The organism is uncultured Roseobacter sp., assembly GCF_947492555.1.
GTDB lineage: Bacteria > Pseudomonadota > Alphaproteobacteria > Rhodobacterales > Rhodobacteraceae > Roseobacter.
The window spans coordinates 533,469-559,157 of the sequence record NZ_CANLNE010000001.1; the positions used below are offsets into that span (position 1 = coordinate 533,469).

The 25,689-nt window shown below is 59.3% G+C and carries 26 protein-coding genes; 17 read left to right on the forward strand and 9 right to left on the reverse strand.

The window, feature by feature from the left end; all coding sequences use genetic code 11:
- Positions 1-115: 115 nt before the first annotated feature.
- The 4 genes from Q1A07_RS02470 to Q1A07_RS02485 are packed head-to-tail and all read right to left on the reverse strand — an operon-like array spanning position 116 to position 3,614.
- The gene (locus Q1A07_RS02470; protein WP_299777506.1) at positions 116-592 is read right to left on the reverse strand and encodes a pseudoazurin; all 477 of its coding nucleotides are present in this window, start codon (positions 590-592) and stop codon (positions 116-118) included.
- On the reverse strand, positions 576-1,349 hold the full coding sequence (locus Q1A07_RS02475) for an ABC transporter ATP-binding protein (RefSeq protein ID WP_299777508.1): 774 nt from the start codon (positions 1,347-1,349) through the stop codon (positions 576-578). Before Q1A07_RS02475 ends, Q1A07_RS02470 begins: the two co-directional genes overlap by 17 nt.
- Entirely contained in the window at positions 1,346-2,413 is a 1,068-nt protein-coding gene (locus Q1A07_RS02480; RefSeq protein ID WP_299777510.1) for an iron ABC transporter permease, read from the reverse strand. The genes Q1A07_RS02475 and Q1A07_RS02480 overlap by 4 nt, the downstream gene beginning before the upstream one ends.
- A gap of 52 nt (positions 2,414-2,465) precedes the next feature.
- A complete protein-coding gene (locus Q1A07_RS02485) occupies positions 2,466-3,614 on the reverse strand; it encodes an ABC transporter substrate-binding protein (RefSeq protein ID WP_299777512.1) in 1,149 nt (382 codons plus the stop codon).
- Positions 3,615-3,799: 185 nt separating this feature from the next.
- Between Q1A07_RS02485 and Q1A07_RS02490 the strand changes: the two genes are divergently transcribed.
- From Q1A07_RS02490 to Q1A07_RS02530, 9 genes are read left to right on the forward strand one after another with little or no spacing between them, the layout of a single operon-like run.
- A complete protein-coding gene (locus Q1A07_RS02490; RefSeq protein WP_299777514.1) occupies positions 3,800-3,961 on the forward strand; it encodes a hypothetical protein in 162 nt (53 codons plus the stop codon).
- Positions 3,952-4,119: a hemin uptake protein HemP gene (locus Q1A07_RS02495; protein ID WP_195818838.1), complete on the forward strand. Its 168-nt coding sequence runs from the start codon at positions 3,952-3,954 to the stop codon at positions 4,117-4,119. Before Q1A07_RS02490 ends, Q1A07_RS02495 begins: the two co-directional genes overlap by 10 nt.
- Complete coding sequence (locus tag Q1A07_RS02500) at positions 4,116-4,607, forward strand: hypothetical protein (protein WP_299777519.1); 492 nt, start codon at positions 4,116-4,118, stop codon at positions 4,605-4,607. The genes Q1A07_RS02495 and Q1A07_RS02500 overlap by 4 nt, the downstream gene beginning before the upstream one ends.
- 17 nt (positions 4,608-4,624) lie before the next feature.
- A complete protein-coding gene (locus Q1A07_RS02505; protein ID WP_299777521.1) occupies positions 4,625-5,902 on the forward strand; it encodes an imelysin family protein in 1,278 nt (425 codons plus the stop codon).
- A gap of 47 nt (positions 5,903-5,949) precedes the next feature.
- Entirely contained in the window at positions 5,950-6,243 is a 294-nt protein-coding gene (locus Q1A07_RS02510) for a (2Fe-2S)-binding protein (protein ID WP_195818835.1), read from the forward strand.
- Positions 6,191-6,676, forward strand: coding sequence for a bacterioferritin (bfr, locus tag Q1A07_RS02515; protein WP_195818834.1), 486 nt, complete (start codon positions 6,191-6,193; stop codon positions 6,674-6,676). The genes Q1A07_RS02510 and bfr overlap by 53 nt, the downstream gene beginning before the upstream one ends.
- Positions 6,663-8,192: a di-heme oxidoredictase family protein gene (locus Q1A07_RS02520; protein ID WP_299777527.1), complete on the forward strand. Its 1,530-nt coding sequence runs from the start codon at positions 6,663-6,665 to the stop codon at positions 8,190-8,192. Before bfr ends, Q1A07_RS02520 begins: the two co-directional genes overlap by 14 nt.
- On the forward strand, positions 8,189-9,205 hold the full coding sequence (locus Q1A07_RS02525; protein ID WP_299777529.1) for an imelysin family protein: 1,017 nt from the start codon (positions 8,189-8,191) through the stop codon (positions 9,203-9,205). Before Q1A07_RS02520 ends, Q1A07_RS02525 begins: the two co-directional genes overlap by 4 nt.
- Before the next feature lies 1 nt (position 9,206).
- A complete protein-coding gene (locus tag Q1A07_RS02530) occupies positions 9,207-10,289 on the forward strand; it encodes a DUF1513 domain-containing protein (protein WP_299777531.1) in 1,083 nt (360 codons plus the stop codon).
- A 257-nt stretch (positions 10,290-10,546) separates the two neighbouring features.
- Here the strand turns inward: Q1A07_RS02530 and Q1A07_RS02535 are convergent, their stop codons facing one another.
- Both Q1A07_RS02535 and Q1A07_RS02540 read right to left on the reverse strand, forming a co-directional pair.
- Positions 10,547-10,909, reverse strand: coding sequence for a glycerophosphodiester phosphodiesterase family protein (locus tag Q1A07_RS02535; protein WP_299777533.1), 363 nt, complete (start codon positions 10,907-10,909; stop codon positions 10,547-10,549).
- Positions 10,910-10,969: 60 nt separating this feature from the next.
- Positions 10,970-11,215, reverse strand: a complete 246-nt coding sequence (locus tag Q1A07_RS02540; RefSeq protein ID WP_299777535.1) for a hypothetical protein — start codon at positions 11,213-11,215, stop codon at positions 10,970-10,972.
- 396 nt (positions 11,216-11,611) lie between these two features.
- Between Q1A07_RS02540 and Q1A07_RS02545 the strand changes: the two genes are divergently transcribed.
- Both Q1A07_RS02545 and Q1A07_RS02550 read left to right on the forward strand, forming a co-directional pair.
- On the forward strand, positions 11,612-13,012 hold the full coding sequence (locus Q1A07_RS02545; protein WP_299777537.1) for a selenium-binding protein SBP56-related protein: 1,401 nt from the start codon (positions 11,612-11,614) through the stop codon (positions 13,010-13,012).
- Positions 13,013-13,016: 4 nt separating this feature from the next.
- Positions 13,017-13,676 carry a hypothetical protein gene (locus Q1A07_RS02550; protein ID WP_299777539.1) on the forward strand — a complete coding sequence of 220 codons (660 nt, stop codon included), beginning with the start codon at positions 13,017-13,019 and terminating at the stop codon, positions 13,674-13,676.
- 117 nt (positions 13,677-13,793) lie between these two features.
- Here Q1A07_RS02550 and Q1A07_RS02555 read toward each other — a convergent pair whose 3' ends face one another.
- A complete protein-coding gene (locus Q1A07_RS02555) occupies positions 13,794-16,229 on the reverse strand; it encodes an FAD-dependent oxidoreductase (protein WP_299777541.1) in 2,436 nt (811 codons plus the stop codon).
- 174 nt (positions 16,230-16,403) lie between these two features.
- The gene (locus Q1A07_RS02560) at positions 16,404-17,375 is read right to left on the reverse strand and encodes a LysR family transcriptional regulator (RefSeq protein ID WP_299777543.1); all 972 of its coding nucleotides are present in this window, start codon (positions 17,373-17,375) and stop codon (positions 16,404-16,406) included.
- A 273-nt stretch (positions 17,376-17,648) separates the two neighbouring features.
- On the opposite strand from Q1A07_RS02560, the gene Q1A07_RS02565 reads away from it, so the two are divergent.
- Together Q1A07_RS02565 and Q1A07_RS02570 are read left to right on the forward strand one after the other, a co-directional pair.
- On the forward strand, positions 17,649-18,566 hold the full coding sequence (locus tag Q1A07_RS02565; protein ID WP_299777545.1) for a LysR family transcriptional regulator: 918 nt from the start codon (positions 17,649-17,651) through the stop codon (positions 18,564-18,566).
- A 284-nt stretch (positions 18,567-18,850) separates the two neighbouring features.
- Entirely contained in the window at positions 18,851-19,750 is a 900-nt protein-coding gene (locus tag Q1A07_RS02570; RefSeq protein ID WP_299777547.1) for a LysR substrate-binding domain-containing protein, read from the forward strand.
- 116 nt (positions 19,751-19,866) lie between these two features.
- On the opposite strand, the gene Q1A07_RS02575 is transcribed toward Q1A07_RS02570, so the two are convergent.
- Positions 19,867-21,246: an amidohydrolase family protein gene (locus Q1A07_RS02575; protein ID WP_299777549.1), complete on the reverse strand. Its 1,380-nt coding sequence runs from the start codon at positions 21,244-21,246 to the stop codon at positions 19,867-19,869.
- Between the two features lie 919 nt (positions 21,247-22,165).
- Between Q1A07_RS02575 and Q1A07_RS02580 the strand changes: the two genes are divergently transcribed.
- The 4 genes from Q1A07_RS02580 to Q1A07_RS02595 all read left to right on the forward strand — a co-directional run bounded on the left by Q1A07_RS02580 (position 22,166) and on the right by Q1A07_RS02595 (position 25,636).
- Positions 22,166-23,020 (forward strand): LysR substrate-binding domain-containing protein, encoded by an 855-nt coding sequence (locus tag Q1A07_RS02580; RefSeq protein WP_299777550.1) that lies wholly within the window; start codon positions 22,166-22,168, stop codon positions 23,018-23,020.
- Between the two features lie 94 nt (positions 23,021-23,114).
- The gene (locus tag Q1A07_RS02585; protein WP_299777552.1) at positions 23,115-24,098 is read left to right on the forward strand and encodes a PhzF family phenazine biosynthesis protein; all 984 of its coding nucleotides are present in this window, start codon (positions 23,115-23,117) and stop codon (positions 24,096-24,098) included.
- A 20-nt stretch (positions 24,099-24,118) separates the two neighbouring features.
- On the forward strand, positions 24,119-24,580 hold the full coding sequence (locus Q1A07_RS02590) for a RidA family protein (RefSeq protein ID WP_299777554.1): 462 nt from the start codon (positions 24,119-24,121) through the stop codon (positions 24,578-24,580).
- A gap of 78 nt (positions 24,581-24,658) precedes the next feature.
- Positions 24,659-25,636: a quinone oxidoreductase gene (locus tag Q1A07_RS02595; protein ID WP_299777556.1), complete on the forward strand. Its 978-nt coding sequence runs from the start codon at positions 24,659-24,661 to the stop codon at positions 25,634-25,636.
- Positions 25,637-25,689: the final 53 nt, after the last annotated feature.

Sequence of the window (25,689 nt, forward strand, 5' to 3'; positions counted from 1 at the left end):
CTGGTCCCACGACTTGAAAACGGCCCGAGACCAAGCGAATAGCGTTCATATGCAGATTTATCTGGTCGAGCCACGCCCGACCACCAGAGAGAAGCACATGTTTCAGCCCGGAGGGTCAGACCTGCGCCAAAAGGTCCCGAAAGGCCTGTCTGGCGCGGCCCGGATGTCTGATCTTCCGCACGGCCTCCAGATTCGCAGAGGGGCCGCCCACGACAATCAGCCCTACCATGCCCATCTCATAATGTGGCACACAGATGTAGCCATAGACGCCCGGCACGGTCAGCGTGACCGCATGCGCCACGTCCAGCGAACTGTTCCACGGCTCTGCACCGTCGGGGATCATGCCCCGCTTGGAGGCGGTGTTGTGCCCCGCGTGGGTCGGATGAAAGGTCACCGTATCACCGGGCGCCACATGCAGCACGGCAGGTTCGAAAACATTGGTCTGCTGAGCATCTCCGCAGGCGGCGTTCAACATCAGAACAGCGTGCTGGTTGCCCTGTGATACCGGCGGCCTGCAGGCCTCTGCCCATAGATATGCGGGATAGGTCGCAGCGGTCGCGGATGACAGCAAAAGACTACGGCGCGTAAGCATGCACGGAAATCTCCTGTTTCGGGCCTTGCGCCACTTCGATGGCCACCCGGTAGACATCGGACAGATCAGGCGTACCGAGCACGTCTGCCGGGGGCCCCTGTACCCGGACCCGCCCCTCGCCCAGCAAGATCAGATGATCGGCAAAGCGCGCGGCAAGGTTCAGGTCATGCAGCGCCACGATACCGATGGCGTTGCGTGCGATCATCTGGGTGCGGATCTGTGCAAGCACATCCAGCTGGTGGCGCAGGTCCAGCGCAGATGTCGGTTCGTCAAAGAGATAAACCTCCGACCGGCGCACCAGCGACTGCGCGACGGAGACCATCTGCGCCTGCCCGCCTGACAGCTCCCCGATGTAGGCATCCGCCAAGTGCTCGATGCCGCCAGCCTCAAGTGCTGCGGCGACCGCCGCGACATCAGAGGGCGCGACGCGCCAGCCCGACAGGTTCTTATGCGCCATCAGCACCACGTCAAACACGGTAAGTGCGGCGTTGGCGGCAAAAAACTGCGGCATGATGCAGACCCGCTGCAGCCGGGCCTTGCTCCGCAACGTGGCAAGATCGGTCTCCCCCAGCCAGACCGATCCGGCGGCGGGTCTGAGCAGCCCCGCGATACAACGGAAAAGTGTTGATTTGCCCGAGGCGTTGGGCCCGATCAGCGCGGTCAGCGTGCCCGGCTGCAAAGCGGCCACGCTGACCTCTTCCAGAACGGACCGGGCACCATAGGCGAAGGACAGGGTATCGATGCGCAGCCGACTCATTGCCAGTGCTTCCGGCGCTGGCTGAGGATCAGACTGACAAAGAACGGGATGCCGATAAGCGAGGTGATCATGCCGATCGGGTAGACGATCCCCGGGGTGATCGCCTTGGACGCAATCGAGGTGCCCGACAGGATCAGCGCCCCGGCAAGGGCCGACATGGGCAAGAAACCGCGCTGGTCCTCACCCACGATGATGCGCGCGATATGCGGACCGACGAGCCCGACAAAGGCAATCGCGCCGACAAAGGACACCGCGACAGCAGCCAAAAGCGACACACCCGCCAACACCGAGAGACGCAGCAGCGAAACGTTGACGCCGAGGCTGGCCGCCTTCTCTTCGCCCATGCGCAGCGCGGTCAATGCCCAGCTACGGTGAATGAAATAGGGCAGCACGATCATCAGAACGGCGAGGCATACGCCAACCTTTGCCCATGTGGCGCGGGCGAGCGAGCCCAACTGCCAGAAGATGATCTGGGCCAGTTGCAGCTCTGACGCGCCATATTGCAGAAAGGCCAGCAGGGCATTGAAGGTAAAGAGCATGGCGATGCCCACGAGGATCATCGCCTCGGGCGTCACGCCGCGCAGTCTGGTGAAGCCAAAGAGCGCCAGCGATGTGAGCATCGCCAGGACAAAGGCGTTCACCGTGACGAACAGCCCGCCAACGCCGGGGATGACCGACCAGCCCAGAACGATGGCAAGGGCTGCGCCGAAACTGGCTGCCGACGACAGGCCCAGCGTAAAGGGATCGGCCAGCGGGTTGTTGAGGATTGTCTGCATCTCGGCCCCCGCGACGCCCAGCATGGCCCCAACGGCAATGGCCATGCAGGCGACCGGCAGGCGCAGGTCCCAGATGATCACCTCTTCCGTCACCGTCGCCACGGAGGGGTTGAGGATCACCGTGAAGGTGCGCCAGAAGCTCAGATCGGCAGGGCCGGTGATGACGTCGATGGTCAGCGTGACGAGCAGTATAAGAAGTGCCCCGGCAATCAGCGCGACGCGCTTGATGGAACGGGCGCGATAGCCTTCGGCTACAAAGTTCGCCGGAAGGGGTGGAACAGAAGTCATGGCAAGAATCCCGCAGTGGATGTGGCCCCGCGCGCGCGGAGCCACGGGCCGGTCAATTCAGAGTCACCCAGAACTGCCCGCTGTTTTCATAGGGCATGAACTTGCTGTGCAGCTCGTCAAAGGTCGCCTGCGGATCGAGATCCTCGAAATCGGCGGGGTGCAGCCATTTCGCGATCTGCTGAATGGCGATGAAGTGGTAAGGCGAGTTATAGAACTGGTGGTAGATGGAATGCATCCGCCCCTCCTGCACCGCCCGCAGGTCCTTGAAACCGGAGCGTTCCGCCAAGGCCTTGATGCGTTTAGCATTTTCGTCGGGGTCGGCCTCGTAACCCAACAGGGTGGCCGTGACCTCCGGTCTGGCTTCGGCCCAGTTCGCCCCGGTGCCGATCACGACATCCGGGTCGGCGGTCAGAATGCCCTCAAGGCTCAGATCGACCGAATAGGCATTGGCCAGTTTGGACCCGTAGTTGGTGCCGCCCGCAAGTTCGACAAAACGACCGTAGTTGTAGGGGCCAAAGGACCAGCAGCAGAAATCGTTCTGCCACCCGGCGGCATTTTCGACCACGACCAGCGGACGCTCCTCTGCCGGGATGCCCGCGACCACGTTGGAGACCTTGCGCATCTGGGCCACATAGAAATCAATGAATTCGGCGGCGTTCTTTTCTTCGCCCAGCACACGGCCCAGCAACAGCATCGACGGGATTGCATTTTCCGTCGGGTTCTGCCGGAAATCGATGAAGGCAACCGGCACGCCTGCCTTGTCGAGCTTGTCGATCAGCCCGGTTTCCTCCGCCTTGAAGAGATTGCCGAGATCCAGCAGCACAAGATCGGCTTCGTTTTCCAGAACCGCTTCAATGCTGAAATCCCCGGCATAGGGGTTGCCGAAATTGACCATGCGCGCGGCATCCTGCGGAAAGGCCGCCTCGAATTTGCGGAAGGCATCGGGATCGTACTGGATGAGGTCGTCTTTCCAGCCGACGATCTTTTCAAACGGGTTGCTATCGGTCAGCGGCGCAATGGCATACATCATGCGCCCCTCCCCCAGAATGATCCGGCTGGGCGCCTGCGGCAGCGTGATTTCACGCCCCGCGATATCGGTGAGTGTCACAGCTTCGGCAGATGCGTCAGGGGCGGATGCGACGAGGGTCGCACTGGCTGCTATTGCAAGAGCGAAACCATGCACATGCGGTGCAAGTGTCATGGTGTTCTCCTGATGTCAGCGGGGTCAGATGTGCCCGCTCTGATCGGCAGTTTTCAGTATCTTACTTTTTTTGTCAATTACTCTGTTGCTTTTTCCGATTAAATCACTCAACTTTAATTCGAACCAGCCAGCCCTGCGATTCCGGGTGAGCCAACGCAGCAGCGACGTCTCGATCGGAGGAACCAATGCAAGTTGAAGTACGCCAGACTATGGACCGCCTTTTTGACCCTCAGAGCCGCATGGAAATGATCTGTGCCGCCGTGGAATTCGGCGTGCCGACCTACCTGAACCTGGAATGGGTTCTCGACGCCGTCGAGCGGGAAGAATGGGGCGGGCTATGGTGGTGAGTGTGGCAAAGGAATTCGATCATTTCTCGGTGGAAAAACTCCCCGTCTATGAGGCCCAGGACCTCACCAAGGGCGGCGATCTGGCGAAGATCAAACTTCAGGATCAGCTCTACACCCTGCGCATCACCCGATCCGGAAAGTTGATCCTGACCAAATGACAGAAAAGATCCCACATCGCGGCGGTGCGCCGGTTGGATATGTCGCGGAGCTTGGCGCTGTCGAGGCCGGTGCCGTTCTCTATCTGCGGCTCTGGTGCACGGGTCCGGACGCACAGCGTCAGGTCTGGAACGACTTTGCCACGGCCCTGGGCCCGCAAGGTGGGCGGCAGGCACTCAAATCCTTTGAGATGCTCTGCGATCTGTGCGCACGGCATGGGCGGCGCCCGTTGATGCGGCACAATGTGACCTGCAAATGCCTGGGCGCGGATGAATCCTGCTTTGCCAATTTCGTCGGCTACGCCAGCGACGGCGAGCGCGAAGATGCCCTGATGATCGCCACCACAATCGTGCGCCCGGATATGGCTGGCGCGCTGGTCGGTGCCGCGCAGGAATTCGGTTTCGCCCTGCGGCGCATGGCGCTGAAGGCCGAAAGCTTCCCGCCCCCTCATTCAAACACGATCCCAAAATCAAAAACGACACTTCACTGAAAAGGACAGTCAGAACCATGAAACCTCTTACCCTTGCCACGAGTGCCTTGGCCCTGTGCGTCGGCCTCGGCACCGCAGCCACGGCGGACCCGGATGCCAGAAAAGACGAAGTGCTCGACACCTACGCCGATATTGCCGAAGCGAAATACCAAGACAGCCTGATCACCGCACAGCGGCTGCAACAGGCGGTCACTGCGCTGGTCTCCGACCCGTCAGCTGAGAACCTGACCGCCGCCCGCGCGGCATGGGTGGCTGCGCGCGTGCCGTACCAGCAGACCGAAGTGTACCGGTTCGGCAACGCCATCGTCGATGACTGGGAAGGCAAGGTGAATGCCTGGCCGCTCGACGAGGGCCTGATCGACTATGTCGATGCCTCCTATGGCGGACCGTCGGATGAAAACGAGTTTGCCGCGCTGAACGTGGTGGCAAGCCCCACGTTCACCCTGTCGGGCAAAGAAATCGACGCCGCTGAAATCACCCCGACCCTGCTGGCGGAAACCCTGCATGAGGCGGATGGGATCGAGGCGAATGTCGCCACAGGCTATCACGCCATTGAGTTCTTGCTCTGGGGGCAGGACCTGAATGGGCACGGCGACGGCGCGGGCAATCGCCCATGGACCGATTTCGCAGCCGGAGATGCCTGCACCGGTGGCAATTGTGACCGTCGCGGGGAATATCTTGCGGCCGCCACCGATCTTCTGGCCTCCGATCTGGAATGGATGGCGGCACAGTGGGGTGATGGCGGTGCCGCGCGCACGGAGCTGACATCGAATGTCGACGCCGGGCTGGCCGCGATCCTGACCGGCATGGGCTCTCTCTCCTACGGCGAGCAGGCGGGTGAACGCATGCGTCTGGGCCTGATGCTGAACGACCCCGAAGAAGAGCACGACTGCTTCTCCGACAACACCCACAACAGCCACTACTACGACGGCTTGGGCATCCAGAACGTCTATCTGGGCGAATACATCCGCGTCGATGGCACGCTGGTCTCCGGCCCCTCCCTCTCTGACATGGTGGCTGCCGTCGATGCCGATCTCGACGCTGAAATGTCGGGCAAGCTCGGCAACACGATGATGGCCCTGGGCCGGATCAAGACGGCAGCCGAGGCTGGTTTTGCCTACGATCAGATGCTGGATCGCGGCAATGCTGCAGGCGAGGCCCTGATCATGGGCGGCGTCAACGGTCTGATCGATCAGACCCGCTCCATCGAACGGGTTGTGGCGGCGCTGGGTCTCGACCAGATCGCCTTTGAAGGATCAGACAGCCTGGATGATCCCGAAGCGGTTTTCCAGTAATCTGAAAAAGGTCTTGTCATCATGCGTACATCGAAAGGTTGCACAGAATGATCGTCTGCCACTGTCAAAGCATCACGGATCACGACATCCATGCCGCAATTGACTGGATGCGGGCATCCGATGACAAGACCATCGTCACCCCAGGCAAGGTCTATCGGGCGCTTGGAAAGGCAGCGGATTGCGGCGGCTGCATGCCGCTTTTCCTCTCGACCATGCGCGCGAACGACAATCTGGAAGTCCCCATGCACCTCCGCAATCTCAAGAGCGGAGCACCACAGGAAACCCAAAATGAACGGCGACAAGAAAGTTATCGAATATCTCAACTCCGCGCTTCGGAGTGAACTGACCGCAGTCAGCCAGTACTGGTTGCACTACCGGATGCAGGAAGACTGGGGTCTGGGCCACATGGCCAAGAAATCCCGTGAAGAAAGCATCGAAGAGATGAACCACGCGGACAAGATCATTGCCCGCATCCTGTTTCTGGGCGGTCACCCGAACCTGCAGAAACTGGACCCTCTGAGAATTGGCCAGACGCCCAAGGAGACGCTCGAATGCGATCTGGCGGCGGAGCATGACGCCCACACGCTTTACACGGAGGCGCGCAAATACTGCGAATCCGTGGGAGATTTCGTGTCAAAGAACGTCTTTGAGGAATTGCTGACCGACGAGGAAGGTCATATCGACTTTCTCGAAACGCAGCTCGATCTTGTGGCCAAACTCGGTGAAGAAAAATATGCCCAGCTCAATGCGTCAAAAATGGATGAAGCCGAATAGCATCCTGCTCGTCACCCTGGCGGTGACGGGTACCTTCGCACTGGCCGACGGTGCCACATGGGACCTCGGCGACCCGCATCTCAATGTGATCCCCCGCACCCCGGAAGAGGCCGCACGGATTGCCGCTGTGACGGCGCTGACCAGCGATTTCACGGCGCCCACCCGGTTCGAGGATAAACCCGCCGGGGCCGCAACCGTGCGCGTAGCCAGAACGGCGGATGCGTTCTCCAAACCCTCGGGCAACATCAGCTTTGAGGATGAGTTGAATTTCAAGGTCGGCAACGGGCTCTTTCGCAAGCTCTGGGTATCCTCGCCCTCCTCGACACTGGCCTCGGATGGACTGGGGCCGCTTTTCAATGCGCGCTCCTGCCAGCGCTGCCACATCAAGGATGGGCGCGGGCACCCGCCGGAAACACCGCAGGATAATTCGATCTCGATGTTCCTGCGCATTTCGATCCCCGGCACGGCGGAGGACGGCATCGCCGCCATCAAGGATTACATCGCCACGGCCCCTGATCCGACTTACGGCACGCAGTTGCAGGATTTTGCCGTGCAGGGCCATGCTTCCGAATACCGGCTCGACATCACCTATGAGGAAGAAATCATCACGCTGGCCGATGGGGTGGAGGTCTCTCTGCGCCACCCGACCTATAACGCCGCCGATCTGGGTTATGGCCCCTTGCACCCTGACGCCATGCTCAGCCCCCGTATCGCACCGCAGATGATCGGTCTGGGCCTGTTGGAGGCTATCCCTGCTGCCGACATCCTGGCCAATGCAGACCCCGATGACGCCGATGGTGACGGTATTTCCGGCCGCCCCAACATTGTCTGGTCGGTTGAGTTTGATCAGCCGATGCTGGGCCGTTTCGGTCTCAAGGCGGGCAATCCCACGATCCGCGAACAGTCGGCCTCCGCCTTTGCAGGCGATATCGGCATCTCCAACCCCTTGTTCACGGCGGGCAGCGGTGAATGCACCGATCTGCAGGCCGATTGCCAGGCCGCCATCCACGGCGATGGCGATGATCGCAGCACGGAGGTGGACGCCGAGGGGTTGGACTTGGTCACCTTTTACAGTCGCAACCTTGGCGTGCCCGCGCGCCGAAACGCAGGCGATCCGCAGGTCTTGCGGGGCAAGGAGATTTTTTACAACACCGGCTGCACCTCCTGCCATACGCCCAGCTTTGTGACCCACCGGCTGGCGGATCAGCCCGAACAAAGCTTCCAGCTGATCTGGCCCTACACGGATATGCTGCTGCATGACATGGGCCCTGGCCTCGCCGACAACCGCCCCGAAGCACGCGCCACCGGTCAGGAATGGCGCACGCCGCCGCTCTGGGGCATCGGGCTGACGCAACAGGTCAGCGGCCACAGCTATTTCCTGCACGACGGGCGGGCGCGTTCCTTGCTGGAGGCGGTGCTGTGGCACGGGGGCGAGGCACAACCGCAGCGGGACGCGGTGATTGACCTGTCCACCGAAGACCGTGCGGCGCTGATCGCCTTTCTGGAGAGCCTATGAAGCATTTCATCCTGTCGGCGGTGGTGCTGTTGACCCCTGTTATGGCCGCTTCCCAGAGCGCGACACCTGTTATCGACGATATCCTGACGGGCCATATCCTGCCGCGTTTCGAGGTTCTGGCGGAACGCTCTCAGACCCTTGCAGAGACGGCAGCGGGGGATTGTACTCCCAGCTCTGACACCTTGCGTGGCGCCTATGGCGATGCCTTTGATGTCTGGATCGCGGCGAGCCATCTGCGCTTTGGTCCGACAGAGGTGGCGGACCGTGCCTTTGCCCTCTCCTTCTGGCCGGACAGCAGAGGGGCCACGCCCCGCGCGCTGAATACGCTGATCGCCGAGGCTGATCCGATTGCCGCATCGCCGGAAGATTACGCCGCCGTCTCCATCGCCGCGCGGGGGTTCTATGCGATGGAATTCCTGCTCTTCGATGACACCCTGATGCGGGCGGGCGATACCCAATACCACTGTCAGCTGGTCCAAACCATCAGCGCGGATATTGCCGCGCTCTCTTCGGACATTCTGAGCGATTGGCAAAACGGCTACGCGGAGAAGATGCGGAACCCGACGTCGGGCGGTCTCTACCGCAGCGAAGAAGAAGTCCTGCAGGAGGCTTTCAAAGCGTTGACAACCGGGCTTCAGTTCACTTCGGATGCACGGCTGGGCAGGCCGCTCGGCACCTTCGACCGTCCGCGCCCGAACCGCGCCGAGGCGCGCCGCTCCGCCCGGTCGGCACGACACGTCACCGTGAGCCTGACCTCACTGCGCGACCTCGCCCAGCGCCTTGCCACCTCTGACGCCTCACTTTCCGCGACTCTGACCAAAGATTTTGATCGGGCGCTGACGCGGCTGGCCGCCCTGGACGATCCGGTCTTTGCTGGCGTAGCGGACCCGCAAGGGCGCGTCAGGATCGAAGTGATACAGCAATCCGTCGATGTCATTCGCGCAACCGTGCGCGCGGACCTTGGCCCAACGCTCGGCGTGGCGGCGGGGTTCAACGCGCTGGATGGGGACTGAGATGCACGCACCCGCTACCGGACGGCGACAGTTTTTAGGTGGGCTGCTTGCGGCAGGCCTACTGCCAAAACCAACCTGGGCAGATGTGGGCGCCCCCGCCTATCTCTCCGCAGCCGCCCACCCGGATGGCAGCTATGTGCTCTGCGGGATTGGAGACGCGTTGGACCTGCGGTTTCAAATCCCCTTACCCGCGCGCGGCCATGCCGCCGCAGCGCACCCAACCCGCCCCAACGCCGTTGCTTTTGCCAGACGCCCGGGCACATTTGCCGTCGTGATCGACTGTGTAACCGGCCAGGTTCTGCAGGCACTGACCGCGCCCAACGGCCGACATTTCTACGGCCACGGCGCATATTCTGCGGACGGCACCCTGCTTTTTACCACGGAGAATGACTTTGAGGCTGGCGTGGGGCGGATCGGCGTCTGGGATGTCGCCCGCAACTACACACGCGTGGATGAATGGGACAGCGGCGGAACCGGTCCCCATGACATCAAGCGGCTGCCGGGGTCGGACACGCTGGTCGTCGCTAATGGTGGCATCGAAACCCATCCGGACAGCGGCCGGACCAAGCTGAACATCCCAACGATGCGGCCCAACCTGAGCTATATCGCGCAGGGGCGCGTGATCGAAACTGCAGCGCTACCCCCCGAAATGCACAAGAATTCGATCCGCCACCTGGCGGTCAATGCGCGCGGTGACACCGCTTTGGGCATGCAGTGGCAGGGGGATGGGCTGGTAAAGGCACTGGTCGGTCTGCACCGGCGCGGCACGCAGATCGTCCTGATGGAAGCGCCAGGTGAAGAAGTACAAGCAATGAACGGCTATGTGGGCAGCATCGCGTTCTCGAAGGACGGGCGCACCATCGCCGCCACCTCGCCAAGAGGTGGCAGGCTGCATGTGTATACCGCCGAATTGGCCCGTCTGGATCACGTGACACCTCTGGAGGACGTGTGCGGGGTTGCGCCGCACGTAGATGGGTTCACTCTTACATCCGGCACCGGCAACTTGCGGAACCTGAAGGGCCCGGAGTTCCGGCAAAGTGCGTACAGCATGCTCAGCTGGGACAATCATCTGATTTCTATCTGAATTATCGGGGTGCTGGCCATGCAGCATGTCATTGCGCCGGTTACGCAGCGCACAGGCTGGCGGCCTCACGCCGACGTTTCTTTGCAGTGGGGCAGCTGTGGGAATGACAGTTGATCGCTCGGACCGAGTACTGACGTCCCCGCAGGCCGCACCGCCAGACGATTGTTGAAAGCATCACGAGAAAGGCCCCGCTGCGAGACAGCGAGGCCTGATGGAGACCCGTATTTGACGGGCGGACGCGCGCGCCCTGCCCTCTGTCAGACCCGGCGACGCAGTCCAACCAAGCCAAACAGGGCAACCACCAGAAGCGGCATGCCCGCAGGCAGCGGCACCGGGGAAACCTGATCATCATAGGCGTCGACCGCACGGCGCAGGTAGTCGGGATTGTCGGTGATGAACCCATCCAGCCCCCAGTCCAGAAAGGTTTCGGCAAGCGCGAATGCACCCGTCTGGTCGTCCGGCCGGAAGGTCCAGCCATAGACGCTCAGACCTTCACCATGGGCAGCGGAGATCAACTCTTCGGTGGTGGTGGTGAAACTCAATGCAACCGTTTCCGTATACAGCGACAACTGCGCCAGTGTGCCGAAAGCCCCACCGCTGCCCAGCTGCGCGACGCCCATCTCCACGCCTGCCGCGTCGAGCAGACCTGCGTAGTCGCTGAAATTGTTAAAATCGAACGACTACACGACGGATTTTTCCGGCGTGTCGTATCCCTTGTCGATCAACGTCTGGATCACCGCCCGGCTGGTATCGATATTGTCGCTATATTTGCCTTCCGTCAGGCCGGGGCGCCCCTGTGCCCGATCACCAGGGGGGGCCGCACCGGTCAGAGTGTTGTATGTGCCAACCGTCGCGGCCTGCCCCAGCGTGGCGATCAAACCGGCGAAACAGGGTGCGGTAGCGCCCAAATACGTAATTCTTTTCATGCGATCCTCATCCATCGGAAATCCTCGTCGATGAGACCGGACGGTAGGCAGGCCAGATGTCGTTCGGGTCGCAATGAGATGACGTATTTGTTAATTTTGGCCTGACGGATCTTTCACAACCTCGCCGACCGTGCTCCGTAAAAGGGGCCGTAAGGAGGGATGGGATCTGTGCATGACGCCAAGGATTTGAGACGCATATTTATGTATATTTTCAGAAACTTATCTCCTTAAGCTCAAGTGGTCGAGCAGCGATTGTAGATGGTCGCAACAGCGAAAACGCATCTTGGCGCAACAGAGCGCCATTCAAATTTCAATTGTCTGACATTTGATTCTGTGCCAGCTTTTCCGTGGGCGCGATAGAATTCCGTCATCTGCGTCCGTCAGGGAGGATGAAAAATGAACCTAAGACCAGACCCGACGTTTTACCCCACACCGCAGATGGCCATGCAGGCCCCGGTCGAGACCTTGGCCTTTACGCTGATGCTAAGTCCCGATGGCTCGCAGCCCGACGGTCTCGCTGTGGTGGATGTGGACCCTAAATCCGACACCTACGGCCAGATCGTGCATAGCCTGTTCATGCCGAACACCGGTGACGAGTTTCACCATTTCGGCTGGAACGCCTGCTCCTCGGCACTCTCGCCACTCACCGGCCACGCCTTCCTCGAACGGCGCTACCTGATCATCCCGGGCATCCGGTCGAGCCGCATTTACATCATCGACGTGAAAGAGCCGCTGAAAGCCAAGATTCACAAGATCATTGAGCCCGAAGAGCTCTTTGCCAAGACCGGCTATTCCCGCCCGCATACCATTCATTGCGGCCCCGAGGGCATCTATGTCTCGACCTTGGGCGGCGGTGGCGAGGATGGCACCGATGGTCCTCCCGGCATCTTCATCATGGATTGCGAGACCTTCGAGATCCTCGGCCGCTACGAGATGGACCGCGGCGCGCAGGACAAGCACTATGACTTCTGGTGGAACCTGCCGCGCGACTACATGGTCAGCTCCGAATGGGGCCTGCCGCCGCAGTTCGAAAACGGCGTGGTGCCGGAGGATCTGCTCAGCAACAAATACGGCCATTCGATCCATTTCTGGGACCTACGCGCGCGCAAGAACATCCAGACCATTGATCTGGGCGAGAACCACCAGATGGCGCTGGAAATCCGCCCCGCCCATGACCCGGCCAAGGAATACGGCTTCTGCGGCGTGGTGGTGGACACCACCAATCTGCAGGGCGCAATCTTCACGTGGTGGCGCAACGAAGACGGCACGTTTGAGGCGAAAAAGACCGTGACCATCGACCCTGTGCCAGCGGATGCCGACGACCTGCCCGAGTTGCTCAAGGGCTTTGGCGCCGTGCCGCCGCTGGTCACCGACATCGACCTCAGCCTTGATGACAAATACCTCTATGTCGCCTGCTGGGGTCTGGGCGAGATGCATCAATATGACGTCTCCGACCCGATGAACCCCAAGCTGGCGGGCAAGGTCGATCTGGGCGGCATCGTGGCCAAGCACAAACACCCCAACGGCAAGGAGTTCGGCTACGGCCCGCAGATGGTCGAGATCAGCCGTGACGGCAAGCGCGTCTACTGGACCAATTCGCTCTACTCCACCTGGGACGATCAGTTCTATCCGGGCGAGCGAGGGGCAGCGATGGTCTGTGCAGATGTAGGCGCGAACGGCGGGCTGACCCTGAACAAGGACTTCTGGGTCGAGTTCCCAGACGGCTACCGCAGCCACCAGATCCGGCTTGAGGGCGGCGACTGTTCCACCGACAGTTTCTGCTACCCGTCCGTCTAGCTGAATGGAGAGCATGAACACGGCGGCGTCCCTCTGGTCCGCCGTCGTGGTCTCGGGCGTCTATCACGGAGTCAATCCCGGCATGGGTTGGCCGCTGGCGGTGTCGGCCGCCCTCATGGCGCGCAGCACCGGCAATCTCTACAGCGCTCTCGCGGCCCTCGCGGCGGGGCACTTTCTGGCCATGGCCGCGATCCTCCTTCCCTTCTCAGCGCTCATGATGCTGGTCGAGTGGCAGGCGCAAATCCAGACCGGCGCTGCCCTGCTGGTCATCGCCCTCGGGGTCTACCTGCTGATCAACCGCCGCCACCCGCGCTTCCTCGCGCGCGTACCGCCCTCACGGCTGGCGCTCTGGTCGTTCCTCGCGGCCATGGCCCACGGGGCGGGGCTCATGCTGGTGCCGATCTATCTGGGCATCTGTGGCACGCTGGAAACCGACGCGGGCCATGCCGCCGCCTATAGCCTCATGTGGAACAATGCGACCGCCGCCATCGCAGTGGCCCTTGCCCACACTGGCGCGATGATCCTCGCAGGCGGAACCATCGCCGTCGGTGTCTACCGCTGGCTCGGGCTCAAGTTTCTGCAAAAGAGCTGGTTTAACCTTGACCTGATCTGGGCACTCAGCCTGATTCTCGTCGGCTGTATCGCCTTGGTATCAGCCCACTGATTGCTGTCGCAACGATATCGTCGATTTGAAGATGCGCGGGCGCTCGCCAGCCTGCGCGCCGTGAGAAAGGCGTTGGCAGACGGACAAAACACGAGCGTTCAAACTCCTCAACAGCTGTCAGCTGCGCATTTTGTCAAAACATGGATCGTAAGGAGACGGCGCAATCACCTGCGCGGCAACCGCTTCACCAATGACATCCACCGACAACGCGCTGCCATGATCCGCAAGATCCGGATCGACAAATGCGTAAGCGAGATTCAATCCCGTCCGATGTCCCCAATCACCCGATGTGACCGTTCCGATGATACGACCATCAGCGCGCACTGATGCGCCAGAGGTCGCAGGTGCATGGCCGCACTCAAGCGCCAGCGTTACCAGTTTCCGCCTCGGTCCGGCATCGACCCGCGCAAGCAACGCGTCCTTGCCCACAAACCCGGGCTTTTGGAGCCGGACAAATCGGTCCAACCCGGTCTCAAAGGGATCGAACTCGGTCAGAATATCGGACTTCCAGTGCAGAAAGCCTTTTTCCAACCGCATCGACTCCACCGCGCGTGACCCGAACCGGCGTAACCCATGGGCCTCACCCGCGCGGCACAGGGCCGCATAGGCGGCATGCAGGTTTTCGTTTGGAACATGAATTTCATAGGCAAGTTCCCCTGAGAAACTGACGCCCAGAACAGTCACCGGCGCAATACCTACATACGCCTCGCGCAGGGAGAGCCAGGGGAAGGCATCGCGCGACCAATCCCCGCGAGCGGCGGACTGCAGAACATCCCGTGCCTTTGGCCCGGCCAGCACAAGGATGGTCTGCGCATTGGTCAGCGACCGGATCGACACGTCTTCATCCGCGCGCACGTGGGCCGTGAGCCAGTCCATATCGTGATATTCGGACGCAGCCGCTGAGCCATACCAGACCCGTTCACCCCCACGATCAGAGTCCGGGAGCGTGGCAATCGTCGCCTCCGCTTTCACCATACCCTGATGATTTAGCAGATAGCCCAACCCGACCCTGCCGGGTTTTTTCGGCACGGCCCCACAGATCATGCGGTCCAGAAACGTATGAACATCCGCCCCGGTGAGCTCAAAGCGGTTGAAGCCAGACACTTCGGTCAAACCGACGCCCGTAGCCACAGCATCGACCTCTGCCGCGACGACATCATGGACTTCGTTGAACCGAAATCCGAGCGTTTCGGAGAAGTCAGGCGAGGGCTTTATGTACTCTACGCGTTCCCACCCGTTGACGGTACCGAATGCAGCGCCCTCGGACGCAAGGACCGCCGTCAGCGGCGTTGTTTTCATAGGTCGCCCAGCGGGGCGGTTTTCATGCGGGAAATGGAAACGAAATTCGTTCTGATAGTCTTCGATCGCCTTGAGAGCCGTCAGCTCAACCGTAGCGTGGCCAGTGAAGCGACGCGGGTCGAGCGCCCATGTGTCATACTCCGCTTCGCCGTGAACGATCTGTTGTGCCAAGAGCCAGCCATGGCCGCCTCCTTCACCCAGCCCGGCTCGCAGGCCTATGATACAGAATGCATTTCTTTTGCCCGGGACTGGCCCAACAAGAGGCGCGCCATCAATTGTATAGGTGATCGGGCCGTTCACGATCTCCCGAATGCCGGTCTCCATCAGAACAGGCATACGCTCAAAGGCGCCTTCCAGAACGTCGCTCACCCGGTCCAGATCATCGGGACAAAGGTCATTTGAGAAATGCGGATCGATCCCGTCCAGTCCCCAGGTGCGGCAGTCCTGTTCGTAAAAGCCGAGCAACAGGCCCCCCTTTTCCTGCCGTGAATAGTAATCGCTGATCGGGCATCGCAACAGCGGGATACGGTGCCCTGCCTCCGCAATCGCAGGAATATCCTCGGTCAAAAAATACTGATGCTCCATCGAGGCGACCGGATGGCTGACCGCCATCATCGCGCCGATCTCATTGCAACGATAACCGCCGGCATTCACCACAATCTCGCATCGCACATCGCCTTTGTCAGTGTGAACTGTCCAGGTGCTGTCCGGGTGCTGTGTCAACCCTGTCACCGGCGTGTGGCGGTTCACTTCGGCGCCCGCGAGGCGGGCACGGCGGGCAAGTGCCTGACAGAGCTGTGCGGGGTCAATATGACCGTCGGTTGGGTCCCAAAGCCCACCCAGCAGGTTGTCCGTGGAAATCAGCGGGTGGCGACGCGCACATTCCTGCGCGTCCAACACCTCGAAGTTGACGCCCATGCCCGCCGCCATCGACGCAAAGTGGCGATAGCCGTCCATCTGCGCTTCGGTATTGGCTAAACGGATGCCGCCATCGCCGTAGTTATACCCCACGGGATAATCCGGATCATCACGCAATTCCTTGTAGAGGGCGATCGAATGCGACTTCAGTCCAACCATGGTCTGCGACATGCCAAAGTTCGTAACCTGCGCCGCTGAATGCCAGGTCGTGCCCGAGGTCAGTTCATCCCGCTCGATCAGCATCACGTCGCTCCAACCCTCTCGGGTCAGGTGATAGAGAGCTGAGCATCCTGCAATACCGCCTCCGATGATGACGACCCGAGCTTGATTGCGCATGACTTGTTTTCCACCCCTCGTTTTCCAGATCACCACTCAGAAACCTGCTGACATCTGACGTCAAGACAAGGTCATCACTTTCGATATTTTCGAAACTCTGTTCTTCAAAGCACATATTTTGACGCATCTTTCGAGTGCTTAAAAAATGTGCCTTGGGAACCTTGAGCGGGTCGGTTAGTCGTCGCGTTCGAGCACACTGAATGCACTCGAAAGCCACGGATAGAAGGCAACAACAGGCGCAACCGCTTCACGCGCGATGATCTGCCGTATCAGGGCCGAAACCGCCCGGGCGATCCGCAGGTCAAAATCGCTGCGCGACATCAGGGAAATCTGCCTTGCAAAGGCAGCGACGGGCAAGGGTAGAAGCTGAACCCGGTCTATGAAACGCCGCGCACGGATGAACCCCAGCGGGGTCATAACCGCCCATCCGTCACCGTTGGCGATAATTGCCATGATCGACTGCGCGCTGTCGAATGCGTATCGATTCGGAAGTGAAATTCGACTGCGGGCAAGATGCGTTTCGATCTGAGCCCCGATAAGGTGGTTTGGATTGAACCGCAGAAATGGCAGGGCGGCCGTCCCTGAAAGCAGCGTTTCGGATTGAACCTCGAAACTCTTTGGTGCAGCAATAACAAAGGGATCACGTACAAGCGGGTTGCTTTGAATATCCGCTATGCGCTGATCCGCCTCTGACGCGATGACAATGTCGAGCTGTCCCTTGCTTAGAAGCGATGGCGCTTCGTGACTCAGAACATTATGAATCGCCAGCCTTGCGCGCGGCATTTGACTTGCAAGCGCCACCGCGAGTTCCGGTGCTACACGACTTTCGAAGTCTTCCACGATTCCAACATGCAATGAACGGGTACCGACCAGCCCACCAATTGCTGTTTCGCTGGTGGCACGCCGCAAGTGAGGAAGACCCTTGCGCAGGTGATGCAAGGCCTCCTCCCCTTTCCGCGTCAGATGGAATGGCCGCGTCGCGCGATCGAGCAAGACCGCGCCCAACTGCTCTTCCAGGCGAGCAATGTGATGCGATACGGTAGAAATCGACAATCCCATCTCCAACGCAGCTTGCTGCATTGATCCGGAGGCCGACACCCGCTCAAATGCCTCCAAGGCTTGAAGAGAAATGCGTGGCAGGGCCAAGTGAAATCCTCGAAGAGTTGCGAATTATTCGGAACTCTGCGCGACGCCACACCGCAGGTCAAACGAAATGGAGCTGATCCGCGATATCCCGTTCCGACGCCACCACAAAGCCCGGAGAGCCACGTAAGATAGATGAACAAGAGCGCCAGCACCGACAAGCAAGCCAATGGGGCCAATGCACCCGAGTTCTGAAATCGCTGGCTGAATCTGAGCAGGATCAGACCGGGAAGCCCGAATAATACCGGCGCAATTTCTCTGATTTGCGACACGATCATGCACCTCAGCGCTTTCCACATCCTTCTCCTTTTCCGTCGGCGCCACTGTTGCGCCAGCAAAACATGCGATAGGTTTCATTTCATGCATGAAATGAACGCCAACTGGGATGATTTAAGGCTTTTTGCGGCTGTTGCGCGCGGTCACGGGTTGGCGAAAGCCAGCAAGGCCACGGGTAAAAGCGCGCCCACACTATCGCGACGCATGCTTGACCTGGAAAGGGCCACCGGACGCGAATTGTTTCGGCGGCTACCCAAGGGGTATGAATTGACTGCTGATGGTGAGGCCCTTTTTGAAAAAGTGACTACGCTGGAGGCAGGGCTATCAACGATCTGGAACCCGCCCGCCCGTGGCAAACGCACTTTGGTCAAGATTTCAGCGGGGACTTGGATGAGCAAGTACCTGTGCGAAAAAATGGATGCCATCGTAGGATCTGATGACAGCATTTTGGTGCGCCTCATTTCAGCCGAAGAAGTGCTTGATATCAGTCGGAGACAGGCAATTATCGGCATCCGCAATCACCGCCCTCACCAACGGGGGCTTGCCGGTCGTCGCGTGGGCCGTGTGCGTTTTGCGTTTTATGCGATCAACAAGGATGTGAACCCGTGGGCACGGTATACGGGCAACACCCCATCTGCGGAGTGGCTCGGCAAACACGCGGATGAAAGAGAAATTATTGAAGTTACCCACCCCCGGAACATGCTCGATTTGGCGCTTGCGGGGTCGGCGCGGGCGCTTCTTCCGACCATTGTTGGCGACAGGCAAAGCGGATTGATGAGGGTGAGCGAAACCATTGATGAGCTGGAGGGTGATCAATGGCTGGTGGTGCACGATGATGACCGGTTCAGCCCCGCGATTAGACGTACCGTGGATCGGGTCTTTGATGTCCTGCGTGACCTGCACCGCAACCATTCATAGCGAAGCTGATTATACCGCGCGCCGATTTTGCAACCCTACGCATTGAGGCAAAACGTTCGGATGAGTGGTCATTTGATTGCAGTTTCACACCCCGCAACACAGGAATTCCCTTCCCAAGAGCGGTGCAATACGAGGCATAATCACGCCTAATACCTGTTAACGTTATGCGACATGCAAATCATACTGATGGATACGCAATGCCTTTGTGTAAAAAAGCACATCCCGACGTTGTACTATGGCCAATCTGGGTGTAGAAGACAAAAAGGTATAAGTATTTTTAATATATGGCTCGAACAGACATTCCACCGCTGACAGCTGTCCGCGTTGCAGAAGCAGCGGCGCGGCACGGCAACTTTACAGCTGCCGCTAACGAATTGGGCATGACACAGGCAGCCGTAAGCTATCAGATCAAGATCCTGGAAGAGCGCGTCGGTGCTCAGCTCTTTGAACGCCATGCACGCGGTGTCAGCCTGACGACCATCGGGCGCTCATTGACCTCCAAGGCGACTGAAGCGCTGGATATCCTTGCCGATGCTTATGCCGATGCAAAAGGGTCCAGCCAGGGTACACTTTCCGTCAGTGTCATCCCGACCTTCGGCACCAATTTCCTCGCTCAGAGGCTTGGGAAATTTCAGATTGAATCCCCGGACATTGCCGTACGCGTTGAAGTGAGCGAAGGCCTTGTTGATTTCATGTCTGATGGATTTGACGTCGCCATCCGTGGCGGGAAAGGAAACTGGGAGGGCCTCAAAAGCCGCCTTCTTTTGCCAACAGTATTCACCCCGATGCTAAGTCCGGATCTGGCGGCAAGCATCGGGGGAGTGAAAGAGCCTGCGGACCTGTTGAAGCTGCCAATTCTTTCCGGGCATGATCCTTGGTGGCACCGTTGGTTTGAAGACGTTAATGTGGACTACTCGCCACCGCCAGAAGGCTCTGGTGGGCAGTTCGGCCCGCAAATCCTTGAAGCAAACGCGGCAATCGCCGGTCAGGGTGTGGCAATGCTGACCCCGGCCTTCTTTCAGAGCGAACTCGAAAGACGGCAACTCGTTCAGCCATTTGAAATGACCTGCGACGATGGCAGCGGGTATTGGATTGTGTTTCCAGAAAGCCGACGGAATTCAGGGAAAATCCGTAAATTCGAGAAATGGCTTCGGAACGAAGCCGCGGCATTTCGCAAATCATAGAGCTTCTTTACGCGCCCAGTTTTTCCAGTGATCGAATGTCAGAAAACAGGAAAAAAGCTATATCGCACGGCTAGCGCGCACCGACATTTTCCAACGAAAGGCCGGTGCGCCAGAGGTTAGTGCGCGCGCTGCGCCCCTCTCTTCAGAATGTCGACCGTCTGCAGGGACTTTTCGTTCAGCTCATCCATGTCCAGCCATGGAACCGCGCCGTCCCGCACGATTTCGCGACCCGCCACAAAGGAATGCCGCAGTCTTAGCTCTCCGCCTGATATGATTGGCCCGACGGTTCGGTCGTGCTGTCCGAAATACCGGGGGTGATCCAGACCAAGCACCAAAAGATCAGCCGCTTTTCCCGGCTCCAGAGTGCCAATGCCCGACAGACCCAGCGCCCGGGCGCCACCGGATGTCGCCCAGTGAATAACGTTTTCGGCAGTCGTTGCATCAGCTTGACCGCCGGTCCGGTGCAGAATGAAAGCTGCGTAAAGCGTTTGCGCCATGTCCCCCGCTTCGTTCGCCGCTGTTCCATCCACGGCCAGCGACACCACGCCACCACGTTCGGCAAAGCGCGGCACGGGCGCGATGCCCGACGCCAGACGGGCGTTGGCTTGGGGACAATGCGCCATGGCTGTACCTGCTTCACTCAACATGTCGATCTCTCGCTCGTCGATCTTGACCAGGTGGGCAAACCAGACATCGTCGCCAATCCACTCCTGCTCCGCCATCCAGGGCACAGGCCGCTTACCGTATCGATCGAGCGTCGTGTTCACATAGGTATCGTTTTCCGAAAGATGGGTGTGCAGACGAATACCAAGGTGCCGGGCCGCCTGTGCCACCTCTTTCACCTCACCTTCGCGCAAATTGAAGATAGTGGTTACTGGTGCGGCTGCGATACGGGTCATTGCCGTCGGGGACGGATCGTGCCAGCGCACGACATCGCTGCTCAAACCGTCCAGCATGTGTTCGAGGCTGGTTGCCGGTGCCGGCGGGATATCGTCACGGTGCCAGGGCCGGCCATGTGTCAGACCACCGCGCCCCAGAACAAACCTCTGCCCAAACCGTGCCGCGGTTTCACATAGCACATCAGATGGATTGTAATCGTAGCGATCCGAGTAGATGTAGTGATGGTCTGCCACCGTTGTCACACCCGACAAGGCTAATTCGGCGAGTCCAATCGTTACGGTGGTGCGCATGCCCTCCTCATTCAAGTAAGGCCAAAACCGATATGGCGCCTCCATAAGCCATGGATCGAGCGGTTGGTTCAGCGCTTCGGGTACGGCTTTCATAACGGATTGGAACAGGTGGTGGTGTGTGTTCACAAATCCGGGACAGACAACGGAATGCTTGGCATCGACCACCGTTTCGCCTGCTTCGGGTTGCAGATTACCCATTTCGTGAATGACCCCGTCGCGCACGCGCAACGCACCGGAGAATCGTGCATGATCGCCAAGACGTCCGGTCAGCCCATGTTCGATATTGATGATAATGAAGTTGCTCATTGCCTTCACCTTTCTGGCAGGTTGACCAGTGGTGACAGGGCTGGAATATGCTTGATACAAGCGCGGCCTACGACGTCACCACCGTTCCCGAACCTGTTTTAAACAGTACGTTCTTATCTCCGGCTGCTTAGAGGAGAACGTCGGGAAATGGTTGGTTTCAGTCGCAGCATCTCATCGGTATCGCCGTGCTGTTTCATTGTCAAACGCCGGCGGACATAACCGGGACTGCTTTCTGCGACAGCTGACGGTCGCACCTGGTGCAGGCCGGTTGATGTCCTGCGAGACAAATCGGGACACACACAGCGTCCCACTGAACCGCAGCCCCAATACTCGCTGGACGTTTGAATTCAGCCGTTATGCCATTCTTTCAATTATTTATCCCGATGTGAACTCTCGGCCCCAGTCCGGCACCGCATGCAACACGCTCGCCGATGAGCGCCCCTCAGCGCATGGGCGATCGGCCTTTGAGGTGGACGAAAATGCAAGACGATGTCTCAGACAGACCCACCTTGCAACGCGCCACTTTCTTCCTCGCGCCCGTTAGCAATGCTGTTGCGCTCACCCAGCACAGGATCTGATCTGCGCACTCAAACAGGACGGCAAGGTCTTTCTCCCCGCCAACGGAATGAAGATTGACGATTAACTATGCCTTAGGTTTGCGTCGTGTGGCCTTCACAGCAGAGGGGATTACGAGGCTCTCTCCAACGTCGAAACCCAGTGCGCACGAGAGGAAGAACAGACCATGCGGACCCATCCGCAGGACGTGAATGGCATGCTGTTGGCGAAGGTGTGACGAAGTCGCGATGCTTGCCGGAGCGCGTGACGGAGACCGCCAAGCACCTTGACAGCCTGGCCGCGAGGTCTCTAGGGGACTGATCCATTGTCATTGCGCGGACCAAGATGTGAGTGACCCATTCCGATGAAACAGACGCTTGACCCCGACCTGCTGAGAACATTCGTCACTATCACCGAGGGCGGGAGTTTTCGGGACGCCGCGAGCAAAATCGGCCGGAGCCAGTCTGCAACAAGCATGCAAATCCAGAAGCTGGAGCAGATCTTGGGTGAATCACTTTTTACCAGGGAGCGCCCCGCTGTACGGCTCACCAAAAAGGGCGAAGCACTGCTGATCTATGCCCGCCGGATTTTACAGCTGCAGGACGAGGCTGTGTCCAACCTTGTCGGTACAGCACCCAACGATACGCTGCATTTCGGCATTCCAGACGACTACGCACGCGGCCTTCTTCCGACAATACTGACCCGTTTCGCGCAAGAACATCCTCTGATCGAAGTAACAATCACCTGCGCTCCCAGCGCGACATTGGAGAAGATGGTGGAGGAAAACACCTTGGAAGCCGCCATCGTTTCGCGTTCGGCCAAGGCAGAAACATGCCGGTTTCTGAAAAAGGAAGCCGTTGTATGGGTTGCATCGCCCAATCACGCCGTCGGACGTCGGGCGGTGGTACCCTTGGCCGTGTTTCAGGCAGACTGCATGATCCGAAAGAATGCCATTGCGGCACTCGCTGCCGAGGGGCGTGATTTTCGAGTTGCCTTCAGCAGCCCAAATCTCGCAGCCCTGATTGCCGTGGTCGACTCCGGCCTTGCGATTGCAGCGATGCCGCTGTCCAGCGTACCTCCGGAATTGACGGTTTTGAAGGAACGCGAGGGCTTCCCGCCCTTGCCAAGCATTGACCTTTTCTTGACCAGAGGCCGGATCGAGGAGCAGCCAGCTGTCGACGCCTTTGCCGACTGCTTGGGCGAGATCGAGTGGTCCTGAACCGAATTGTGCCCATTTGATCGGCCCTGATAAGATCAGTATCGATCTGAATTTCGGGATTTGCAGTTCAGTTAATTCAATTTGACGAAATCTCATGACTTCGGTAGCCCTGCCGCGTAGCGTAGCAAAGCTGTGCAACCATTCGGGATTGGGGATTGGGATGCAATTGAGCTATTCAGTCGTGGATGTCTTTACAGACAGCTGTTTTGGTGGAAACCCCCTGGCCGTTGTCTGGGCGCCGGAAGGGCTTGCATCACACTTGATGCAAAAGATCGCGCATGAATTCAATCTCGCCGAAACCATCTTTCTGCTGCCGCCCCGGCACGACGAATGCCATGTTCGAACACGCATTTTCACACCCCAGACCGAGCTTCCCTTTGCTGGGCACCCAACTGTCGGTGCCAGCTTCATTCTCGGGCGCGCCGGGCGCGCATTTGGCCGGGCAATCACATCTGATGTATTGCTGGAACAGAACATCGGCGCAGTGCACGCCGAGCTGCTGACCGAATGCGATGCCGTTGTGGGCGGGATTGTCTCATCCCCGGAACCTCTGGCAATCGGTCCGGATGTCGACCCGGAACTCATTGCGCGCGCCTGCAACCTGCGCCCGGATCAGATTGAAACCAGCCGCCACGCGCCCTGTATCTGCACCTGTGGCAATGCGCTGGTATTCGTCGAGGTGACATCGGAAGAGGCACTCAGTCAGGCCAGTCCCGTCATTTCGGAGTTCCAGCAGCACCTGCCGCGTGAACGGGCCATTGGTGTGCATCTCTACACCCCATCGACAAAAGAGGGGGTCGATTACGCGGTGCGTATGTTCGCTCCGATGGTTGGCATCACCGAAGATCCCGCCACAGGTGCTTCCAATCTCTCCCTGGTGGGGCTTCTGACCGCCCTTGCGCCCGGCAATACGCTCAGGACCAGCTATCGCCTTGAGCAAGGCGTCCAGATGGGACGCCCCAGCCAATTGCGCGGTGATGCGACCAAGTTGGACGGTGTATTGTCGGAGTTTCGCATCGGGGGCCATTGCGTCCCGGTGGCAGAAGGCACCCTGAATATTCCGTCGTCATTCCAGTAACACCAAAGAAGGATTAAACCATGAGTGAAGTCGAAAAACGTCTCGAAGCCGCAGGCCACAGCCTGCCGGATGCACCGACACCAGTCGCAAGCTTTGTGCCATTTGTGAAAACCGGCAACCTGGTCTTCATGTCCGGCCAAGTGCCTCAGGGCCCCAACGGGTTCGAATACCAAGGCAAGGTTGGCGATACGATTTCCGAGGAAGACGCGATCAAGGCCGCCGAGCTTTGTATCATGAACATGCTGGCGCAGTTGAAAGTAGCCTGCGACGGCGATCTGGACCGCGTCACCAAGGTTGTGAAACTCGGTGGGTTCGTGAACAGCGCCGAAGGATACGTCCGTCATCCTATCGTGATCAACGCGGCGTCCGAGTTACTGATTACCGCCTTCGGCGATGCCGGACGCCATGCACGTTTTGCGCTGGGGGCCCTGCTGCCCTTTGACGTTTCAGTGGAAATCGACGGCGTCTTCGAGATCGCCTGATCCTGCCACGTCTCCGCCCGCAGTTCTGGACAAGACCAGCGCGGGCAGAAACGGCACCTAAAACCCTAAGGAGCGAAAATGGCTTATGCTATCGCCGCACGAACGCCCGGCGACCGGGACGTTCTTCACAAAATACACCTCGACGTTCCCTCGCCGCGCGCAGGGCAGGTTTTACTGAAGCAGACGGCCGTTGGTGTGAATTTCCTCGATATCTACTTTCGCAGCGGTCTCTACCCTTGGCCGGTCGAGTCGGACCTTGTGCTCGGCAGCGAAGCCGCAGGTGTTATCGAAGCCGTTGGACCAGACGTTGACGGTTTCAAAGCCGGCGATCGGGTCGCCTATACCATGCCGAACAACGCTTACGTCAGCCACCGCGTGATCGACGCGGCACAGTTGGTCACCCTGCCAGACGAGGTGACAGACGCGCAGGCCGCCGCATCGGTTCTGAAAGGCCTGACAGCCTACTATCTCATCCATGACAGCTTTACGCCGAAAGCCGGGGATACCGTCCTGTTTCACGCGGCGGCGGGCGGGGTTGGACTTCTGGCCGGGCAGTGGCTGGCCGAAAAGGGAGTGACAACAATTGGTACGGCAGGCGGCCCGGAGAAATGCGCGATTGCCAAGACCACCGGTCGCTACACCCATGTGATTGACTACAAATCGGAGAATTTCGCCGAAAGGGTCAGCGAGATCACCGGCGGCGAGGGTGTCGACGCAGTATATGACAGTATCGCAAAAGACACCTATCCGGGTTCGCTGAACTGCCTCAAGATGTTCGGAACGCTGGTTCTTTTCGGTCAGGCATCAGGTCCGGCAGACGATTTCAAGATTGCCGATCTCGCGGCAGGATCATTTCGTCTGACGCGACCGATACTGTACCACTTCACGCAGGACAAGAAGTGGTTGAATGACGCGTCGCGTTCTCTCTTTGAGATGATTGCTTCAGGAAAGATCAGTGTCGCCATCAATCAGGAACTGCCTCTGGATCAGGCGCAAAAAGCACATGAGCTGCTTGAGAACCGGCTGACGACCGGCTGCACGATCTTGCTCCCTTAGTGCGTTGAGCAGCCGTCAAAACTGTCCCCTGTCCGATCAACAGGCAGGGGACA

Coding starts and splice junctions, on each gene's coding strand:
- Q1A07_RS02535 (WP_299777533.1), bottom strand. CDS start 10,909: ATGGGCGTCGCGCAGCTGGGCAGCGGTGGGGCTTTCGGCACACTGGCG.
- Q1A07_RS02565 (WP_299777545.1), top strand. CDS start 17,649: ATGCACCTCAGCGCTTTCCACATCCTTCTCCTTTTCCGTCGGCGCCAC.
- Q1A07_RS02580 (WP_299777550.1), top strand. CDS start 22,166: ATGAAACAGACGCTTGACCCCGACCTGCTGAGAACATTCGTCACTATC.
- Q1A07_RS02520 (WP_299777527.1), top strand. CDS start 6,663: ATGAAGCCGAATAGCATCCTGCTCGTCACCCTGGCGGTGACGGGTACC.
- Q1A07_RS02470 (WP_299777506.1), bottom strand. CDS start 592: ATGCTTACGCGCCGTAGTCTTTTGCTGTCATCCGCGACCGCTGCGACC.
- Q1A07_RS02475 (WP_299777508.1), bottom strand. CDS start 1,349: ATGAGTCGGCTGCGCATCGATACCCTGTCCTTCGCCTATGGTGCCCGG.
- Q1A07_RS02490 (WP_299777514.1), top strand. CDS start 3,800: ATGCAAGTTGAAGTACGCCAGACTATGGACCGCCTTTTTGACCCTCAG.
- Q1A07_RS02590 (WP_299777554.1), top strand. CDS start 24,119: ATGAGTGAAGTCGAAAAACGTCTCGAAGCCGCAGGCCACAGCCTGCCG.
- Q1A07_RS02555 (WP_299777541.1), bottom strand. CDS start 16,229: ATGCGCAATCAAGCTCGGGTCGTCATCATCGGAGGCGGTATTGCAGGA.
- Q1A07_RS02510 (WP_195818835.1), top strand. CDS start 5,950: ATGATCGTCTGCCACTGTCAAAGCATCACGGATCACGACATCCATGCC.
- Q1A07_RS02550 (WP_299777539.1), top strand. CDS start 13,017: ATGGAGAGCATGAACACGGCGGCGTCCCTCTGGTCCGCCGTCGTGGTC.
- Q1A07_RS02545 (WP_299777537.1), top strand. CDS start 11,612: ATGAACCTAAGACCAGACCCGACGTTTTACCCCACACCGCAGATGGCC.
- Q1A07_RS02500 (WP_299777519.1), top strand. CDS start 4,116: ATGACAGAAAAGATCCCACATCGCGGCGGTGCGCCGGTTGGATATGTC.
- Q1A07_RS02575 (WP_299777549.1), bottom strand. CDS start 21,246: ATGAGCAACTTCATTATCATCAATATCGAACATGGGCTGACCGGACGT.
- Q1A07_RS02485 (WP_299777512.1), bottom strand. CDS start 3,614: ATGACACTTGCACCGCATGTGCATGGTTTCGCTCTTGCAATAGCAGCC.
- Q1A07_RS02495 (WP_195818838.1), top strand. CDS start 3,952: ATGGTGGTGAGTGTGGCAAAGGAATTCGATCATTTCTCGGTGGAAAAA.
- Q1A07_RS02530 (WP_299777531.1), top strand. CDS start 9,207: ATGCACGCACCCGCTACCGGACGGCGACAGTTTTTAGGTGGGCTGCTT.
- Q1A07_RS02595 (WP_299777556.1), top strand. CDS start 24,659: ATGGCTTATGCTATCGCCGCACGAACGCCCGGCGACCGGGACGTTCTT.
- bfr (WP_195818834.1), top strand. CDS start 6,191: ATGAACGGCGACAAGAAAGTTATCGAATATCTCAACTCCGCGCTTCGG.
- Q1A07_RS02480 (WP_299777510.1), bottom strand. CDS start 2,413: ATGACTTCTGTTCCACCCCTTCCGGCGAACTTTGTAGCCGAAGGCTAT.
- Q1A07_RS02570 (WP_299777547.1), top strand. CDS start 18,851: ATGGCTCGAACAGACATTCCACCGCTGACAGCTGTCCGCGTTGCAGAA.
- Q1A07_RS02505 (WP_299777521.1), top strand. CDS start 4,625: ATGAAACCTCTTACCCTTGCCACGAGTGCCTTGGCCCTGTGCGTCGGC.
- Q1A07_RS02585 (WP_299777552.1), top strand. CDS start 23,115: ATGACTTCGGTAGCCCTGCCGCGTAGCGTAGCAAAGCTGTGCAACCAT.
- Q1A07_RS02525 (WP_299777529.1), top strand. CDS start 8,189: ATGAAGCATTTCATCCTGTCGGCGGTGGTGCTGTTGACCCCTGTTATG.
- Q1A07_RS02540 (WP_299777535.1), bottom strand. CDS start 11,215: ATGAAAAGAATTACGTATTTGGGCGCTACCGCACCCTGTTTCGCCGGT.